We start from the raw sequence: 17793 nt of genomic DNA, 5'->3' as shown, positions 1-17793 counted from the left end.
CTTTTTTATGTATAGATAGAAATAAACAATCATTTAAACTAGCTATTTTGTTTAGATGAATTCTGTACCTTTATATATTTTACTAGCTCAACCTCATTTACACTATACAATACGTTTTCATAAAATGATTAAAAAGTTAAGAGCTGATTATGATCATCATCGGACATCGTGGCGCACGTGGCGAAGCACCAGAAAATACGTTAGGTGGATTTGAATACATTCATGACTTAGGCATTCGTGCAGTCGAGTTTGATGTGCGACAACTCAAAGACGATGAACTGATCATCATGCATGATGATAATTTTCTGAGAACTACAGGTATTGATCAAAATCTGTATGAATTAGCAAGCACAGAGTTAGGTGAGTATAATCAAGCCAACATTTGGATAGATTGGGACAAGCAAATCACCCCCACACTAAAACAAACTTTGAATATTATTCAAAATTTTGATCATATTGAAGTCGAAGTCAAAGCAGTTGATACACAACAACAAGCTGAAAAATTAGTGATCGAACTCCAAAAGCAATTACAAGGTTTTGAAACATCTGCGGTGATTACCAGTTTTGATTTAAAAATTCATCAAGCTTTAAAACAGCAACAAACTCAATTTAAACAAGGATTGTTGATCGAAAATGACATTGGTGAGCATGCGATTGAACAAGCACTTGAACTCAATTGTGTTCAGATCGGTTGGATGAATCAACTTGCAACCGATTACATCCTTCAAAAAACTCAAGCGGCACAGTTAAATATCAGTGTGTGGACAGTAAATGATATTGAGCGTGCTCGACATTTATGCGAACTTGGTGTTCAAGGTTTAATTACAGATTTTCCTAAAATGATGCAAATTGCTTTACAACACCGCCGATAACACGTCATAAAATTGTTGATATTTTGTTCTACTTTGACTTTTAAATGAAATATTACAATGTCACATTCTGTATAAAATCAAAGATTAAAGACTAATTTTCGCACAATTCCACCACAGGGCTTTACCTAAAATTTCATGATATTCGTAGTTTCTTTTTTCCGATAAAATCTATTAAAAATATGTTTTATTCTGTTACTGTTTTGCACAATACAGTTGTACAATAATACTGGTGAACAATCGTTTTAGCATGTTATTATTCACGCATTGCAGCCTTATAAAAAGTGTTGGCTGTATCTTATTTTTACCTAATATTTAAAGGTTTTTAGGAGTGCTGTTGGAGATGAATGCTCCCTTACCCAAAGCCCCAATTAACTGGATCGGTGTATTCGCGTTAGTTTTGTTACCTATCGTCGCACTTATCGCCATTCCTTTGTATGCTTGGCATCATGATTTCAGTCCTGCGGCGTGGATCAGCTTATTCGTGCTACTTGGTTTTAGTAGTTTAGGTATTACTGCGGGTTATCATCGTCTATGGGCACATCGTGCCTATGAAGCGACCTTACCGCTTAAAATCATTTTAATGATTATGGGAACTTTTGCCGTTCAGAACAGTATCTTGTTTTGGGCTTCAGGTCATCGTACTCATCACCGTCATGTAGATGATGTCGATCAAGATCCTTATTCGATTAATAATGGATTTTGGTACGCGCACATTGGTTGGATGTTGCGTAATTATCCAGCGTCTGAGCCTAATTATAAAAATGCGCCAGATTTGCTGAATGACAAACTGGTTATGTTCCAACATAAATACTATATTCCGTTGGTAATTGGTGTTCATGCTGCGATTTTATTACCCATCGGTTGGGCTGTAGGTGATATATGGGGTGTTTTATTATTAGGTGGTTTGATTCGCCTAATTATTAGCCATCATGTCACATTCTTCATTAACTCATTGTGTCATATGTGGGGCAAACGTCCTTATACCGATGAAAATACAGCACGTGATAACTTCATCCTTGCGATCGCAACTTGGGGCGAGGGTTATCATAACTATCATCATATTTTCCAGTATGACTATCGTAATGGTGTGAAGTGGTGGCAGTATGATCCAACAAAATGGTTAATCTGGTCTTGCTCTAAAGTGGGTCTTGCAAAAAATTTACGCCGTATCCCAAGCTTTAATATTAAAAAAGCTGAATTAGCAATGCGTTTTAAATATGCAGAACAAGACTTAGCCGTTTATGGACATGATGTTAATGCAGATATTTTGGCAATGAAACAAAAAGTTGCTCAAGAATATGAAGCATTTACCAATACCTTAAATGATTGGGCAGCATTGAAAGAACAAGAGTTACAAACAAAAAAAGCTTCTGTGGCAGAAAAACTACATCAAATGGACAGTAAACTTAAAGTTGACTTCCAATTGGTAGAGCAAAAACTTGCTTTCCATCGTGAACGCTTAGAAACTTTGATGCGTGGCATTAAAAAGAATGTTGTTTCTTAATCAAATGAATATTCAAGAATAGCTCCGACATGGGGCTTTTCTTTTATCATTAAAAAAAGATCAAGAGAAAGTTATCTCATAAAAAATAGCCTTTGTCTTACACATGATAAACAACATAAATAAGAGAATAAAAATGAATCTGGACAATATCCTTTTCGGCACGACCAATTGGAATGATATCCCCACAATTCGTCATGAAGGCGAACAAGGCTATGCACTTTGGCGCACTCAGCAGTTTGACAATATCCGTGTCAGGATGGTCGAGTATTCAGAAGGCTACCTTGCAGACCATTGGTGTTCTAAAGGGCATATTCTGCTTTGCTTAGAAGGTGAATTACATACTGAACTTGAAGATGGTCGAACTTTTACCCTCAGCGCAGGTATGAGTTATCAGGTCGTAGACAATGCAGAAGCACATCGCTCTTCAACAAGAATTGGAGCACAGTTGTTGATTATTGATTGTTGATTGTTGATTGTTGATTGTTGATTGTTGATTGTTGATTGTTGATTGTTGATTAATATTAAAGTGTACTCAAACAGTTGGAATTCATCCAATCCCTCTAATAACTTTGCTATAGTTTTAGCAAAGCCATTTTGATGACCTGCTATGAAATTCAACTCCCGCTACCCTTCACTTAACTCTAAACTTTATCATGAGCAAATGCCTATACCACTCGAAGGTGCAAAAGCAGGTCATTTCAATACAGCTTTGGCAAATGAATTACAGTGGTCAGAACAGGATAAAACTGATTGGGTTGAAATTTGTAGCGGACAAAAAACATTTCCTGAATTTCATCCATTGGCAATGGTCTACGCAGGACATCAATTTGGACAATGGGCAGGACAACTCGGTGATGGGCGTGGCTTACTCATTGCACAGATTTTAGATCAAAATAACAAAACCATAGACTTACATTTAAAAGGTGCAGGCTCAACGCCCTACTCGCGTATGGGCGATGGTCGTGCGGTTTTACGCTCAGTGATCCGTGAATATCTGGCAGGACATGCCTTAAATGCTTTGGGTGTGCCTTCAAGTAATGCTGTTGGATTTACCAGCTCAGCACAAGGTGTACAACGTGAAAAATTAGAGTTAGGCGCAATGATGCTACGAACTTCAGATTGTCACATTCGTCTTGGACATTTTGAATGGATTAATCAATACCAACCTGAATTGTTGACTGAATTTACCCAGAAATGTATCGAGTGGCATTATCCAGAGTGTTTAGAAACTGAAAATCCTATTTTAGCATTTGCCAGCAAAGTGATTCAAAACACGGCTGTGATGATCGCTAAATGGCAATTAGTGGGCTTTGCTCATGGGGTAATGAATACGGATAATTTAAATATTACAGGTTCAACTTTGGACTTTGGACCTTATGGTTTTATGGAACGTTTCCGTCCAAGCTGGATCAATAATCACAGTGATTATAATGGTCGTTATACCTATCAAAATCAACCGAGTATTGGACATTGGAATTTATGGAACTGGCTGAATAACCTCATTCCTCTTGCTCCGATTGAAACCAAAGAACAATTTAAAAAAGACCTTGCCGATTGCTTAGAACATTTTGAACCGACATTTTTAGAGCATTACACACATGGCTTATGTCAAAAAATGGGCTTACCGAGCTTCCATAAAGACAGTTTTGATTGTGCAATGGCATTTCTAAGAATTTTGCAAAGTGAACAGTTAGATTATACTGATAGTTTTATACGTTTACAGAACAAGCACTATGAAGCCATTAAAGATGACTGTTTAGATCGCCGACAGTTTGAAAGTTTCTTGGCACGGTATAAAAATATTCGTAAAAATCAAGATACCGATGCCTTAGATGCTGAAATGCGTACAGCCAATCCGATTTATATTTTACGTAATCACATGGCGCAAAAGGCAATCGAAGCAGCAGAGAGAAATGATTTTTCTGAAGTCGATCGCCTGTTTAAATTACTAAGTGAACCATTTACCAAGCAACCTGAGCTAGAAAAAGCAGAAGATTTAGCACCGTTGCCAAGTGATGTCCCCGAAGTGATGGTCAGTTGTTCTTCCTAAAGCACTCGTTTAATTGTAAACGGGTAGACACTCTACCCTTTGCAATCCTTGAAATCTTTAAAAACAAGATCAACACAGCGCTAGAAATTATTTCCTTGTAGAATAAATCTCAAAACTTTCTCGTTACTTTTAGAAATGAATAAAAAAATTATTCTCTTGATCACCTTGATTCTAGTTGCAATTGTAGGGACTTTTGCTTATCAAAAATATGGTAAATATCTCCCATCTAAACCAACTACAATACCCAACCATAATTTAACATCTACCGAAATGGCAAAAATCCGCCAAGAAACCCCGATTACCGAGGTTAAAGTCTATAAGTCCAAGCGTATCGTTGAACTGTTACATCAGGAGCAAAATATTCGTACTTATCCGATGCGTTTAGGTTTTGATCCGTTTGGACATAAAGTTCAAGAGGGTGATGGAAAAACACCTGAAGGTCAGTATGTTTTAGATTGGCGTAATCCCAAAAGTGCATTTTATAAATCCTTGCATATCTCCTATCCCAATGCACAAGATCAAGCCAAAGCCAAGCAGCTCGGTGTATCTGTAGGTGGCGATATCATGATTCATGGTTCAGCGACCACCGCACAAATGAATAAACTCCCCAAACTGATGGAGTATTTACCCCGCAATGATTGGACTTGGGGCTGCATCGCTATACGCAATGTTGATATGGATGAAATCTGGGCATTGGTTGATGATGGAACGATCATCACCATTTATCCATAAATGATATGTAAAAATAGGAAGTAAAAATATGAATGAAGATGAAATCCAAACCCACGCAATGCATATTGCCGAACAACTTCCTTTGGCTGAGCTCAGTTATCCTTTTGGTGAAGATATTTATGTGTTTAAAGTCATGGATAAAATTTTTATGATGAGTTTTAGACATGCAACTTAGAAAATCATCAATCTCAAATGTAACCCTGAACAATCTGAAATTTTACGTGACTTATATCCTTCTATTCATACAGGCTATCATATGAATAAACAGCATTGGATTTCAGTCTATGCAGGTGAAAAAATTGATCAGGCATTAGTTGAAGATTTAGTTAAAACCTCATATCAATTGGTCACGGATAAATTAACCAAAAAACAGAAACAAGTTTTAACTGTCTATTCTGAAATTATTTAACATCTCAAATTAGCATATTTTCTTAAATATTTTAATCAAATATATGGCGAATCAGTGTCAATATCATCCGAATCGGATAGGCAATTAAATGAAAAAATCCTTGGATAATCCATTGATCTAAAAATAGTTCCTGTATAACATCAGCTCGCCTACTCTCTCTATTTTGCGAATATGGTGCAATACAATAAGCCAATACAAAAAAGATCACCATCAAGATGAGTAAAATATAATGCTCTAAATCAGTAAGAAAAAATGTCCCTAAACAAACAAATGCCGCAATAAAACAAAGCACTGCTAAAAATCGACGCAAATGGTAATAATCGGATGAGTTAGACATTTTAGTTTTCTATTGAGCTTATTCGACTGATTGTAATTTAAGCATAATTCTTATAAAAATACAGATCAAAAGCAGTTTTCATCATAGAAGCATGTCATCTGATTGTTTATTTTTTAATATACGTTATCAGCAGTTATACCCAAAATCTGTGGATAAACCTGTGTTTATCCACAAACCATGTTTTAAATTGTAAATTTTTTAATCTTCTGGATATTCAAAACGATAGCCTACTCCATAAACAGCTTGCACCCATTCATGACGGTTACCAGTTTCTGCTGCCTCTGATATTTTACGACGTAAGTTTTTGATATGACTATCAATAACTCGATCAGCCACATCGAAACTGTCTGGATTGATGTGGTCTAAAAGTTGCGCACGTGAATACACTTGCCCAACATGCTCTAGGAATAATTCCAATAAACGGAATTCAGTTGGTGTTAAATTCAACGATTTTTGTTGATACCAGATGCGTTGTTGTGCTTTATCCATACGAAATAAATTATTTTCCTCAGGTTCAGCTTTACGTTCTAAACGACGCAATACTGCTTGCACACGTGCGACTAACTCTTTTGGACTAAACGGTTTACAGACATAATCATCTGCACCCATGTTTAGCCCCAATACACGGTCAATCTCTTCGGTACGCGCCGTTACCATAATAATCGGTAAGTCAGACTGCTCACGGACTTTACGACAAATGGTCAAACCATCCATACGTGGCACCATCAAGTCTAAAATCATCAAACTTGGCTTACGTTGTAAGAAACTGTCATATGCTTCTTGTCCATCATGAAACATACTGACTTCTAAGCCTGCTGCTTCAAGATAATCTCGCACTAACGCTGCAAGTTCCACTTCATCTTCTACAAGCATAATATGCTTCATGTTGTATTTTCCTTTTTTAACGCTTTGTTTGTTTTGGGAAAGTTAATTTACAACGCAACCCACCCAATGGAGAATGCGCAAAACTCAACTGACCACCTAAAGCTTGCGCAATTTTACCTGACAATGCCAAGCCTAAACCTGTACCACCAGTGCTACGTGTGCGAGAGTCGTCCACTCGATAAAAACGCTCACCGAGTTTGGATAGCTGCTCATCACTTAAACCCAGTGGACTATCATCTACATAGATCGTCCAGCTCTGTGCATCTTGCGCAGTGTGAATCTGAACTTCACCGCCAGCTTCAGTGTAGCGAATACTATTACCTAACAAGTTCACCATAATTTGTTTAAAACGGTCTATGTCTAATTGTAATTTTGCACCCTCACCTTGCACATCAATGGACAAATGAGCTTTCTCAAATTTTGGTTTAAAATTTTCAACCTCTTGTAAAACCACTTGCCATGGATCAACTTCAGCAAAATAACATGTCAGTTGCTGCGCTTCAGCCTGTGCCAAATCTGCCAAATCTTGAGTGAGTTTTTTCAAACTGGTGACTTGTCCAAGCATGGCAGAAAAATGCTCAGGTGTTGGCTTACGAATACCATCTTGCATTGCCTCAATTTGTGCTTGCAAAACAGCTAAAGGCGTTTTGAGCTCATGGGAAGTATCTGCAACCCATTGACGGCGTGAATGTTCATGCTGATCTAAGATCACTGCCAATTGATTAATTTCTGTAGATAAATCCCCCAATTCATCGTTGCGTTTAACTACAACTTGGTGTTGATAATTACCTTTGGTCAGTTCTCGGGTTGCATTGAGTAAGCGCTGAATCGGCTTTTTAAAATATGTTGCAAGTAATAATGCTGTAACTAAACTGGCAATTACAGATAAAATATAAATCAACACCAGAAACTTTTTCTGATTACTAAAAAAATTAATACTTAAAGCATCATCTTGATCTAAAACAGGTTTTAGCCCTAAATAACCCACCACTTGATTTTTGACAATAATGGGGCGAAATGACACTTGGTCTTCCGAGGGTTCACCAATGATGAATTGATGTTTGGCATCATACAAAGACAAACGAGAACTTAAACCTAAGCGGTCAGGCATTGAAATAAAACGTTTTTTCCCTTCTTGCTTTAAAGATGATACGGATGTCTGACTTTTATTATTCTTTTCAGGTGCTTTAAAAAAGCTTTGATTAGAGCTGAGTGGAAACTTTAAACCTTCAAAAGGCTGATAAGCGGAAGGTAGGTTTTCTTGTAACATTTGCAATTCAGCAGGATCAAGTTTGCTTTGATTCATCCCTGAATCTTGGCTGATCTGACTAACTAACGTGTGTTCTTTAAAATAACGCTGCTGCAAAGCAATATCATACTGCCGTCTCAGCCACCAACGTGACAATTTATCATAATCATCAGGTGCAGCCTGTCCTTCGATCTGTAAAATCTGTGCTTGAACAGCATTGCCCCAGTCATGGTACAAACCATATACGCCTGCCAAATTTTCAATCAAATGATCGAGTTTTTGCATCTCAACATCTGCGACATATTTAGCGAAATTTTTCTGCATCGTCCAATGTAAAACCCCCAAGCTGACTGTGGTAATGACTAAAGTTGTCAGTAATACAGTCAAAAATAGACGTAATGCAATGGGAACTCGACGTATATTCAAATCAGCTCTCACACATTTTCTTCTCTATTTCACATTGTAACCAACAGTGCCTCAAAATACTCTCCATTGTTTCTACATCATTATTATTTAATCTTTAAAGAATGCAAATATTTACAACATCATTGGAGCAGCACAATGAAAGTAACAACTAAAATTGCGTTGGTTACAGCAAGTATGCTTAGCATCGGGGTATTAACTGCTTGTCAATCAACAGCTACACCGCAAAATGAACAAAATACTCGCATGATGGGATATCATAAATATGATCGTCATATGAGCCCAGAACAGCGTGCCCAATTTAAAAAAATGCGTGCTGAACGCCAAGCATTTCATAATCAAATTCAAAAAGCATGTGATGGAAAATCTGTGGGTCAGATGACTCAAATCAAAGCAGGCGAAAAAACACTAGATGGCACATGTAATATGGTGTTCCAAGCTGACCGTAAAGCTATGAGTGAAATGAAACGTGAGTTTCGTCATGATCAAGGTCGTATGATGCATGGTCATTCGGGTAATCATCATCGTGGTCAGCGTCAAATGCAAGCAATGACTGAGGAACAGCGGATACAAATTCAACAACAGCGTGAACAAAACCGTGCAGAACGTCAGGCTCGTTGGGATGCGATGCAAAAGGCTTGTGTAGGACAAAGCAATGGTAAAGCTATTCAAGTGAAATTAGGTGAAAAAATCATTAATGGAACATGCGTGGTAAGATTTCAACCGCAACGACCGATGCAACCACTTACACCTGCAACAAATCTAAAAACATCTTAATTTAAAAGAACAAATAAAAATCGCTCTTCGGGGTAATGCCAGTCAGTTAAGAAATTGACTGGCATTTTCTTGGATATTTTTGTGCTTTAATTTTCACGACTCGTGAACATTCTCTCTGCCTTTTTTCAGGTAATACAAATATTTTTGATTGTTCAAATAATTGTGCTAAATGTTTAGGTAAGTTTCCTGCTGACTCTAAAGGCGTATGTCTTAAGATATTGATAATACCTATGGATGCAATATGGAAACTGATCCTTAAAGGACTGACATTTGCATGTTGGGCGATAAATTTCATCTGTCGTCTCAAAATATTATAAGCTATAAATACACCCCACAATTCTTGATACACCAAATCAGGTTGCTTACTTCTTAAAACCTTTGAATCCTGTAAATCACTTTTAATTTCTCGATAACACATTTCTATTTCCCAACGCTGCATATAAAGCATCGCAAGGTCTTTGAATGGATACGCTTTAGAATCTGTCAATGATGTAATGTAACGCCTCGTTTTTCCTGCATATTCAACTTCAAGCAAACGGGCTTCCCAATAATCACCTAATGCTGGATTGATCTTTTTTGCTCTTGGTGAAACAGGCATTTTTATCTGAAAGTCATGGGCGGCATTATTGTGAATAACTTCATAACGAAGGTTATCTTTTGCACGCATCAACCAATGACTTTCTTCTGCCTGAGATTGCCAACTCACTAAAAAATCAGCAGAGAAGTAAGCACGATCAAATAAGGTAATACTATGAGCAGGTGCTTTTAATTGACTAGCTAAGGTTAATTCACCTTGATCCATACTGCCAATTTGGGCATCGATCATTTCATGTGTATTGGTATTCACAAGACAAGTTGCTCTAACTTGTGGATAAGGAACAACTGCTGTTTTCCCTTTAGAAGAGCCAAAGTGCTTAAAGTTTTCTTCGGTATGAGGCATAGACCAAACCACGCCGTCTACAGCACAAACGCACAGACCATGAAAGTTATTATATTGTTGTTGTGAGTCTTTAAGCCATGCCTGACTTAATGTTGAAAATAAAGCACTCATAGGTTCTAAACCTAAGCGCTGTCTTGCCTGTACCGATGCACTAGGTACACAGTATTCTGTTGTACCGAAAACAAGTTGTAATTGCTGAACTACATACCAAATTGGTTGGTTTCGAAATAGAGCAAGTCCAATGACTAACCAAACAACATGTTCAGCAGGAAGTTTTCTTTTTCGAATGGATGCTTTACCTGTTTGATTTAAGCAATCTTCAATCCAGTTTAAATCAATTAACTCACTAAATTGAGAAAGTGAAGGCAAGGTTTGTTGTAATGTTATATCTAAATTCTGAGATAATTTCATAAAAAAAAGAGCGTATTTACATACACTCTTTTTACAGCATTTTAACTTTTTTTGCTTAACTGACTGGCATTAGCTCTTCGGGGCGATTTTTTATTTTCTATCCAAATTTACTACTCACAGTTTTTATTTATCAGTTAAATTTGCATTCTATTTTCTTGATTTAGCAAAAATAGAGAAATTGGCATTATCTAACTCAAACTACATGATTTGTTTCTGTATTTAAATTTTTTTGAAAAAATTATGTTATTTTTACTTTTTACAATTCGTCATTCTGACAAAAGCATGACTGGAAATATCTTTTTACGATTTTGACTATTTGTGACCTTATTTTCCCTATAAAACTGTTTACACTCAAAGCACTTACACTATTCCAACTATTTTTCTTTGACTTTACAGTCACAGAGAAATCACACTGAAATACTTGTACGTTATTATAAGTTGTTGCACGATGTACATAACAACTATGTGTCGATGAAGACACACATCGTATTTATTAGGATTATAAATCTGGTCTAACCAGTATTGAGGAAACCGATATGCCACAATACAAAGCACCCTTACGTGATATGCAATTCGTTTTACATGAATTATTAAATGCTGAAGAACATTACGCTAAACTCCCTGCATACCAAGACAACGTAAGCCGTGAGTTGGTTGACCAGTACTTAGAAGCTGCTGCTGATTTTTGTGAAAATGAGCTTTCACCTTTAAACCAAGTGGGCGACCAAGAAGGTTGTACTTGGAATGACGGTGTTGTAACAACACCAACAGGCTTCAAAGAAGCATATCAAAAGTATATCGAACTTGGTTTCCCATCTCTTTCTGTGCCAGAAGAACATGGCGGTCAAGGTCTACCAGGCTCATTAGGTACTGCGATTTCTGAAATGGTCGGTTCTGCAAACTGGGCTTGGGGAATGTATCCAGGTCTATCTCATGGTGCAGTACGTACCATTGAGCATCATGGTAATGAAGAGCAGAAATCAACCTATTTACCAAAACTTGTATCTGGTGAATGGACTGGTACCATGTGCTTAACAGAGTCTCATGCAGGTTCTGACTTAGGTATTATTCGCTCTAAAGCTGAACCTCAAGCTGACGGTAGTTATGCAATTTCTGGAGAGAAAATCTTTATCTCAGCAGGTGAGCATGACATGGCTGAGAACATCATCCATATTGTACTTGCACGTTTGCCAGGCGCACCGAAAGGTACTAAAGGTATTTCTTTATTCATCGTACCAAAGTTCAATGTCAATGCTGATGGCTCAGTTGGCGAGCGTAATGCGGTGCGTTGTGGTTCGATTGAACATAAAATGGGAATCCACGGTAACGCAACTTGCGTGATCAATTTTGACAATGCTAAAGGTTTCTTGATTGGACCTGAAAATCGTGGTCTAAACTGTATGTTTACCTTCATGAACACTGCACGTATTGGTACTGCTGTTCAAGGTTTAACAGCGTCGGAATCGTCTTTCCAAGGTGCGCTTGCATATGCAAAAGATCGTTTAGCAATGCGTTCTCTTTCTGGTCCTAAAGCACCTGAAAAAGAAGCAGACCCGATCATTGTACACCCTGCTGTTCGTAACATGCTGTTAACTCAAAAAGCATTTGCTGAAGGTGGTCGTGCGTTAGTTTACTTCTTGTCGCAATATGCTGATATTGTAGAACAAGGTGGAACTGAAGAAGAACGTAAATTTGCAGATAACATCTTGTCACTTCTTACCCCAATTGCAAAAGCATTCTTAACTGAAACAGGTTCAGAATCAGCAAAACACGGTGTTCAAGTCTTTGGTGGTCACGGCTTTATTTCAGAACATGGTATGGAGCAAATTGTACGTGATACACGTATCTCTTGCCTATATGAGGGAACAACTGAAATCCAAGCACTTGACTTATTAGGTCGTAAAGTATTGGGGACTCAAGGTGCGATGTTGAAAGACTTCACCAAGATCATCCACAAATTTATCGAAGCAAACAAAGACAATGCGGACTTGAAAGAGTTCTTAGAACCACTTGCTGCTCTAAACAAAGAGTGGGGTGATTTAACGATGCAAATCGGTATGAAAGCAATGCAAAACCCTGATGAAGTGGGTGCTGCTGCAGTTGACTATATGTACTTCTCTGGTTATGTAACGCTTGCATACTTATGGGCACGTATGGCACTTGTTGCACAACAAAAACTTGCTGAAGGTACGACAGATGTAGACTTCTACAATGCTAAAGTAACGACTGCTCGTTTCTACTTTAAGAAAATCTTACCACGTGTACGTTCACACGTTGACGTGATTGCAGGTGGTTTAGAGCCATTGATGTCTTTAGATGCAGAACACTTTGCATTCTAAGTGACTGAAAAAACTGTACCCATGCGTACATAAATCAAGAAAGGACAGTCATAGCTTTGATTGTCCTTTTTCTTTATAAATAGACCTAAATTTTACTTTTATCAGTCTAAGCGTGATGTTTCAGTTTAGACTGACCCTTAACTTTAGTTTTAATCGAATAATAGGTGACTGACTATGCCAATTTACAATGCGCCCCTCACGGATATGCGTTTTATCCTTAATGATGTTTTTAACGCAGAACAATTCTGGCAAGCCAATGAAAACCTAGCACACCTTGATGCGGCAACAGCAGAAGCTATTTTAGAAGAAATGGCAAAATTTGCTCAAAATGTAACACTTCCAATCAACCGTACAGGTGATGAAGAAGGAGCAAAATATGAAAATGGTGCTGTGACCACACCTGCTGGTTTTAAAGAAGCATTTAAGCAATATGCTGAAGGCGGTTGGATCGGCTTAGGTGCGGATGAAGAATGGGGCGGTCAAGGCATGCCTAAAATGCTAACTGTGCTTGCAGATGAAATGCTTTTCGCAACAAATCCTTCATTCATGCTCTATCCACTGCTTTCTGTGGGTGCGGGTATGGCTTTGAACAGCTACGCTTCACAAGAGCAAAAAGAAACCTATTTACCTAAAATTTATTCAGGTGAATGGTCTGGTACAATGTGTTTGACTGAGCCACATGCAGGTACAGACTTAGGCATTATCAAAACCAAAGCTGAACCGAATGCTGATGGTACATATAACATCACAGGTACAAAAATCTTTATTACAGGTGGTGATCACGACCTCGCTGAAAACATTATTCACCTTGTTTTAGCTAAAACACCTGATGCACCTGCGGGTTCACGTGGTATTTCTTTATTTATCGTGCCTAAATTCATTGTAAATACAGATGGTTCTTTAGGTGAGCGTAACCCAGTCGGTCCTGGTTCGATTGAACACAAAATGGGCATTAAAGCTTCTGCAACCTGCGTTATGAATTTTGATGCTGCGAAAGGCTATCTGGTTGGTAAAGAAAATGAAGGTTTAGCGGCAATGTTCGTGATGATGAACTACGAACGCCTTTCTATGGGGATTCAAGGGCTAGGTGCTTCTGAATTTGCTTATCAAAATGCAGCACAATATGCGACTGATCGTTTACAAGGTCGTAGTGCCAATGGCGTTCAATCACCAAATAAACCTGCAGACAGCATTTTAGTGCATGGTGATGTACGTCGTATGTTGCTTAATGCTCGTGCAAACAACGAAGCTTCTCGTGCATTTGCAGTCTATGTTGGTCAGCAATTAGATATCACCAAGTTCTCAACAGATCCTGAAGCGGTTGCAAAAGCCAATAACCGTGTTGCACTCTTAACACCTATTGCGAAAGCATATTTAACAGATACAGCTTTTGACGCAGTAATTGATGCACAAATGTGCTTTGGTGGTCATGGCTATATCCGTGAATGGGGTATGGAACAATGTGTCCGTGATTTACGTATCGCGCAAATCTATGAAGGTACTAACGGTGTTCAATCACAAGATTTGATTGGTCGTAAAACCATTAAATGTGATGGAGCTTTCATTGCAGAATATATTGCTGAAATCCGTGACTTTGCCAACGATTTAGATGCTGATCTCAACTTTATCAAAGATGCCACTTTAGATGCTGCCACTGAAATTGAAGTAGCAACAAATCGTATTATCGAACGCTCTAAAGAAAATGCAGATTTTGCCAATACTGTTGCTGTAGATTATTTACACGCAGTTGGTTTGTTAAGCTTTACCTATATGTTTGCGCGTATTGCAAAAGCAGCATCAGCTAAAGAAGGTCAGTTCTACCAAGACAAATTATCACTCACACATTACTACATCCAACGTGTATTACCTGAATTAAGCTCACGTATTGCAAAGATTAAGTCTGGTGCAGAAGTAGTTATGAGCTTTAGCGAAGATTATTTTACGAATCAAGCTTAATTTCATTCGAAATAAAAAACGCTCGATCATTCGAGCGTTTTTTATTTCAACGCTTCTTCTTATTTCTTCTTAATCGTTAACAGCTCAATAAGCCGAAAACTTATAGAAAGCCCAAGATCAAGCCAAATAAAAAAAGACCACGTTTTGGAACGTGGTCTATAAAAATGGTGGCTATGACGGGACTTGAACCTGTGACCCCAGCATTATGAGTGCTGTGCTCTAACCAACTGAGCTACATAGCCGTAAACTGTGCGCGCATTATGTGTTGTAATCACCACTACGTCAAGCACTAATTTTAAAAATTTATTTGAAGTGAGCCGATAAGCCGGGTTCTGTCGAGAACGATCATTCCTCTAGGCGTACAATCACTCATACGCTCAAGCGACCTACCCGAATCCAGTACGGGCCGTACCTCAGGATTCCTATTTGGTCTTGCTTCTGGTGGGGTTTACCTTGCCGTGAACTGTTACCAGACACGCGGTGCGCTCTTACCGCACCCTTTCACCCTTACCCTCTTTCTTGGTTTCCTCAAAAGGAAATTGCAAAGATGGCGGTCTACTCTCTGCTGCACTTGCCGTCGGCTTTCACCGCCCAGGCGTTACCTGGCACCCTGCCCTATGAAGCCCGGACTTTCCTCCCCTGCTTCAATCACGGAGATCTCCACAGCAGCGATCGTTTGGCTCACTTCAAGGGGCGCATATTAGCAAATTTTCAACTCAATTGCTCGCACTTTTTTGAGCAATTAGTTTTTTATACTTATCCATCAACTGCTCTTGGCTCTCTTCATGATTTGGATCGGAAGGAATACAATCTACAGGACAAAATAAGGCACACTGTGGCTGATCATGATGCCCCACACATTCTGTACACAAATCAGGATTAATTTCATAAATGACTTCACCCATGAAAATCGCCTCATTTGGACAAACAGGCTCACACACATCACAGTTGATGCATTCATCAGTTATATATAAAGACACTCTACCAACCTTGTTGATGTTTGCGTTCAAAAGCCTCAACCACGGTTTGTGGTACGAACTTGGTCACATCACCTTTTAAACGCGCTATTTCACGCACCAATGTTGATGAAATAAATGAATATTGCTCAGAAGGTGTTAAAAATACAGCTTCGAATTTTGCATCCAGTTGACGGTTCATATTTGCCAACTGAAATTCATATTCAAAATCAGAAACTGCTCTTAAACCACGTAAAACAGCAGTTGCTTTTTGCTCATTAAAAAAACTCACCAAAAGTCCATCAAAACCAACAAATTCAACATTTGGCAGATGACTTAAAGACTTTTGCGCCAATGCCACACGCTCTTCTAAAGTAAATACAGGATTTTTATGATGTCCAATTGCAATCGCGACTACGACTTCATCAAACATTTTTGATGCACGGGAAACTAAATCGATATGCCCATTGGTAATAGGATCAAATGTTCCAGGATAGATGACACGAGTTTTAGACATCCATTTTTACTCTAGTTGTTTATGTAGGCATATAGTTTAACAAAAACTTATTTTTAAGCGAACCATCTCATTGCAAATGAAAGCACTTCACCTACAGTCAAGTTTGAGGCAAAATAGGATTAATCTTGGAATTTTTGAATTATGTCTAAAAATATTGTGGTAAAGAAAAATAATAGTGGCACCATTGCACAAAATAAACGTGCTCGCCATGATTATTTTATTGAGGAAAAATTTGAAGCAGGTTTGGCTTTACAAGGTTGGGAAGTCAAATCTTTACGTGCTGGACGTATGACCATTACCGAAAGTTATATTATTTTTAAAAATAACGAAGCATTTTTGTTTGGTTCACAGATTCAACCGCTGTTGTCTGCGTCTACACATGTTGTTCCTGAAGCAACTCGTACACGTAAGCTACTGCTTTCTAAGCGTGAAATCGAAAAACTACAAGGTGCCGTCAATCAAAAAGGCTACTCTTGTGTACCTTTAGCCTGTTATTGGAAAGGTCATTTGGTTAAAATTGAAATTGCTTTGGTAAAAGGTAAGCAGTTGCATGACAAACGTGCCACTGAAAAAGACCGTGATTGGCAACGAGATAAAGCGCGTATTTTTCATAAATAATGAGCTTAAATAAAAATGTGATTTCCCCGAATAACGTATCGCAATAAGGGAAACATATACGTTTTTACTGGTGTTTTTTATAATCTCATTCAATGCGTCATAGCGTATATTTAAATCAACGCTATGACTAAAAAGGCACATTCCCCTGAATCTCAACCTGCTCACCGCTTAAAGGCTGAGTAAATGCCAAATAACTGGCATGTAAAGCCATTCGTTTTAATGGGCTACGGCTAGGTTCAGGGTGATAAATTTTATCCCCTGTAATTGGATGCCCAATATGCATCATATGCACACGTAGCTGATGTGAACGTCCAGTAATAGGCGTCAGCAAAACACGAGTAATCGCTTGTTCTACATCATAACTTAGCGCTTGGTACAAGGTTTTTGCTGGCTTTCCTAACTCAAAATGAACCATCTGACGAGGACGATTCTCCCAATCAGTAATCAAAGGCACATCCACACTGCCCTCACCTAACAACCGCCCCTGAACCAAAGCAATATAGTTTTTGTGTACGCTTCTGGCTTGAAACATTTTACTGACAGCCACTTCCGCATCTCGATGTTTAGCAAACATAAGAATCCCTGACGTCGCCATATCTAAACGGTGAGTAATTTTTGCGTTTGGAAATTTATCTAATACACGAAAATAGGCACTATCATGATGCTCAGGCAAGCGTCCTGGAACAGATAACAAACCTGCTGGCTTTTCAATCACCACCAAATCCGCATCTTCATACAAAATTTTAAGTGGCTCTTGAGGAGGCATATACACAAAGTTATCATCTAAAGGCATGGTAAAAACCAATTTTTAACTTAAA

At 38.3% G+C, this 17793-nt stretch carries 16 protein-coding genes, 1 tRNA gene, 1 other RNA gene and 1 pseudogene; 10 read left to right on the top strand and 9 right to left on the bottom strand.

Annotated elements, in window-relative coordinates:
- Positions 1 to 149: 149 nt before the first annotated feature.
- The 6 genes and pseudogenes from DJ533_RS06200 to DJ533_RS06170 all read left to right on the top strand — a co-directional run bounded on the left by DJ533_RS06200 (position 150) and on the right by DJ533_RS06170 (position 5567).
- On the top strand, positions 150 to 872 hold the full coding sequence (locus DJ533_RS06200; RefSeq protein ID WP_065993702.1) for a glycerophosphodiester phosphodiesterase: 723 nt from the start codon (positions 150 to 152) through the stop codon (positions 870 to 872).
- A 340-nt stretch (positions 873 to 1212) separates the two neighbouring features.
- Positions 1213 to 2376: an acyl-CoA desaturase gene (locus DJ533_RS06195; protein ID WP_065993703.1), complete on the top strand. Its 1164-nt coding sequence runs from the start codon at positions 1213 to 1215 to the stop codon at positions 2374 to 2376.
- Positions 2377 to 2509: 133 nt separating this feature from the next.
- Entirely contained in the window at positions 2510 to 2842 is a 333-nt protein-coding gene (locus DJ533_RS06190) for a DHCW motif cupin fold protein (RefSeq protein WP_065993704.1), read from the top strand.
- Positions 2843 to 2983: 141 nt separating this feature from the next.
- Positions 2984 to 4426 (top strand): protein adenylyltransferase SelO, encoded by a 1443-nt coding sequence (locus DJ533_RS06180; RefSeq protein ID WP_065993705.1) that lies wholly within the window; start codon positions 2984 to 2986, stop codon positions 4424 to 4426.
- Between the two features lie 135 nt (positions 4427 to 4561).
- Positions 4562 to 5158 (top strand): L,D-transpeptidase family protein, encoded by a 597-nt coding sequence (locus tag DJ533_RS06175; protein WP_065993706.1) that lies wholly within the window; start codon positions 4562 to 4564, stop codon positions 5156 to 5158.
- Positions 5159 to 5186: 28 nt separating this feature from the next.
- Positions 5187 to 5567 (top strand): annotated as a pseudogene (locus DJ533_RS06170) (MmcQ/YjbR family DNA-binding protein).
- Positions 5568 to 5598: 31 nt separating this feature from the next.
- Here DJ533_RS06170 and DJ533_RS06165 read toward each other — a convergent pair.
- The 3 genes from DJ533_RS06165 to baeS all read right to left on the bottom strand — a co-directional run bounded on the left by DJ533_RS06165 (position 5599) and on the right by baeS (position 8464).
- Positions 5599 to 5904, bottom strand: coding sequence for a hypothetical protein (locus tag DJ533_RS06165; protein ID WP_148245828.1), 306 nt, complete (start codon positions 5902 to 5904; stop codon positions 5599 to 5601).
- A gap of 198 nt (positions 5905 to 6102) precedes the next feature.
- Positions 6103 to 6789, bottom strand: coding sequence for a response regulator (locus tag DJ533_RS06160; protein WP_065993707.1), 687 nt, complete (start codon positions 6787 to 6789; stop codon positions 6103 to 6105).
- 16 nt (positions 6790 to 6805) lie between these two features.
- Positions 6806 to 8464 (bottom strand): sensor histidine kinase efflux regulator BaeS, encoded by a 1659-nt coding sequence (baeS, locus tag DJ533_RS06155; protein WP_065993722.1) that lies wholly within the window; start codon positions 8462 to 8464, stop codon positions 6806 to 6808.
- A gap of 135 nt (positions 8465 to 8599) precedes the next feature.
- Between baeS and DJ533_RS06150 the strand changes: the two genes are divergently transcribed.
- Entirely contained in the window at positions 8600 to 9238 is a 639-nt protein-coding gene (locus tag DJ533_RS06150) for a hypothetical protein (RefSeq protein ID WP_065993708.1), read from the top strand.
- 46 nt (positions 9239 to 9284) lie between these two features.
- Here the strand turns inward: DJ533_RS06150 and DJ533_RS06145 are convergent, their stop codons facing one another.
- On the bottom strand, positions 9285 to 10589 hold the full coding sequence (locus DJ533_RS06145) for an IS4 family transposase (protein ID WP_109849248.1): 1305 nt from the start codon (positions 10587 to 10589) through the stop codon (positions 9285 to 9287).
- A gap of 536 nt (positions 10590 to 11125) precedes the next feature.
- Here DJ533_RS06145 and DJ533_RS06140 point away from each other — a divergent pair.
- Both DJ533_RS06140 and DJ533_RS06135 read left to right on the top strand, forming a co-directional pair.
- Complete coding sequence (locus tag DJ533_RS06140; protein WP_065995570.1) at positions 11126 to 12928, top strand: acyl-CoA dehydrogenase C-terminal domain-containing protein; 1803 nt, start codon at positions 11126 to 11128, stop codon at positions 12926 to 12928.
- A gap of 174 nt (positions 12929 to 13102) precedes the next feature.
- Positions 13103 to 14884 (top strand): acyl-CoA dehydrogenase C-terminal domain-containing protein, encoded by a 1782-nt coding sequence (locus tag DJ533_RS06135; protein ID WP_065995569.1) that lies wholly within the window; start codon positions 13103 to 13105, stop codon positions 14882 to 14884.
- 165 nt (positions 14885 to 15049) lie between these two features.
- Here the strand turns inward: DJ533_RS06135 and DJ533_RS06130 are convergent.
- The 4 genes from DJ533_RS06130 to coaD form a co-directional block, all read right to left on the bottom strand.
- Positions 15050 to 15126: transfer RNA gene (locus tag DJ533_RS06130), tRNA-Met, on the bottom strand.
- Between the two features lie 63 nt (positions 15127 to 15189).
- Positions 15190 to 15572: RNase P RNA component class A (gene rnpB / locus DJ533_RS06125), an RNA gene on the bottom strand.
- A 28-nt stretch (positions 15573 to 15600) separates the two neighbouring features.
- Positions 15601 to 15864, bottom strand: a complete 264-nt coding sequence (locus DJ533_RS06120) for a YfhL family 4Fe-4S dicluster ferredoxin (RefSeq protein ID WP_065995568.1) — start codon at positions 15862 to 15864, stop codon at positions 15601 to 15603.
- Position 15865: 1 nt separating this feature from the next.
- On the bottom strand, positions 15866 to 16357 hold the full coding sequence (gene coaD, locus DJ533_RS06115) for a pantetheine-phosphate adenylyltransferase (RefSeq protein WP_065995567.1): 492 nt from the start codon (positions 16355 to 16357) through the stop codon (positions 15866 to 15868).
- A gap of 141 nt (positions 16358 to 16498) precedes the next feature.
- Here coaD and smpB point away from each other — a divergent pair, with 141 nt between their 5' ends.
- Complete coding sequence (gene smpB / locus DJ533_RS06110) at positions 16499 to 16975, top strand: SsrA-binding protein SmpB (RefSeq protein ID WP_065995566.1); 477 nt, start codon at positions 16499 to 16501, stop codon at positions 16973 to 16975.
- 127 nt (positions 16976 to 17102) lie between these two features.
- On the opposite strand, the gene DJ533_RS06105 is transcribed toward smpB, so the two are convergent.
- Complete coding sequence (locus tag DJ533_RS06105) at positions 17103 to 17768, bottom strand: RluA family pseudouridine synthase (protein WP_065995565.1); 666 nt, start codon at positions 17766 to 17768, stop codon at positions 17103 to 17105.
- Between the last annotated feature and the right edge of the window lie 25 nt (positions 17769 to 17793).

It is taken from the genome of Acinetobacter defluvii (assembly GCF_001704615.3).
Taxonomy (GTDB): Bacteria; Pseudomonadota; Gammaproteobacteria; order Pseudomonadales; family Moraxellaceae; genus Acinetobacter; species Acinetobacter defluvii.
This window is presented reverse-complemented; position numbering and strand designations above follow the sequence as displayed.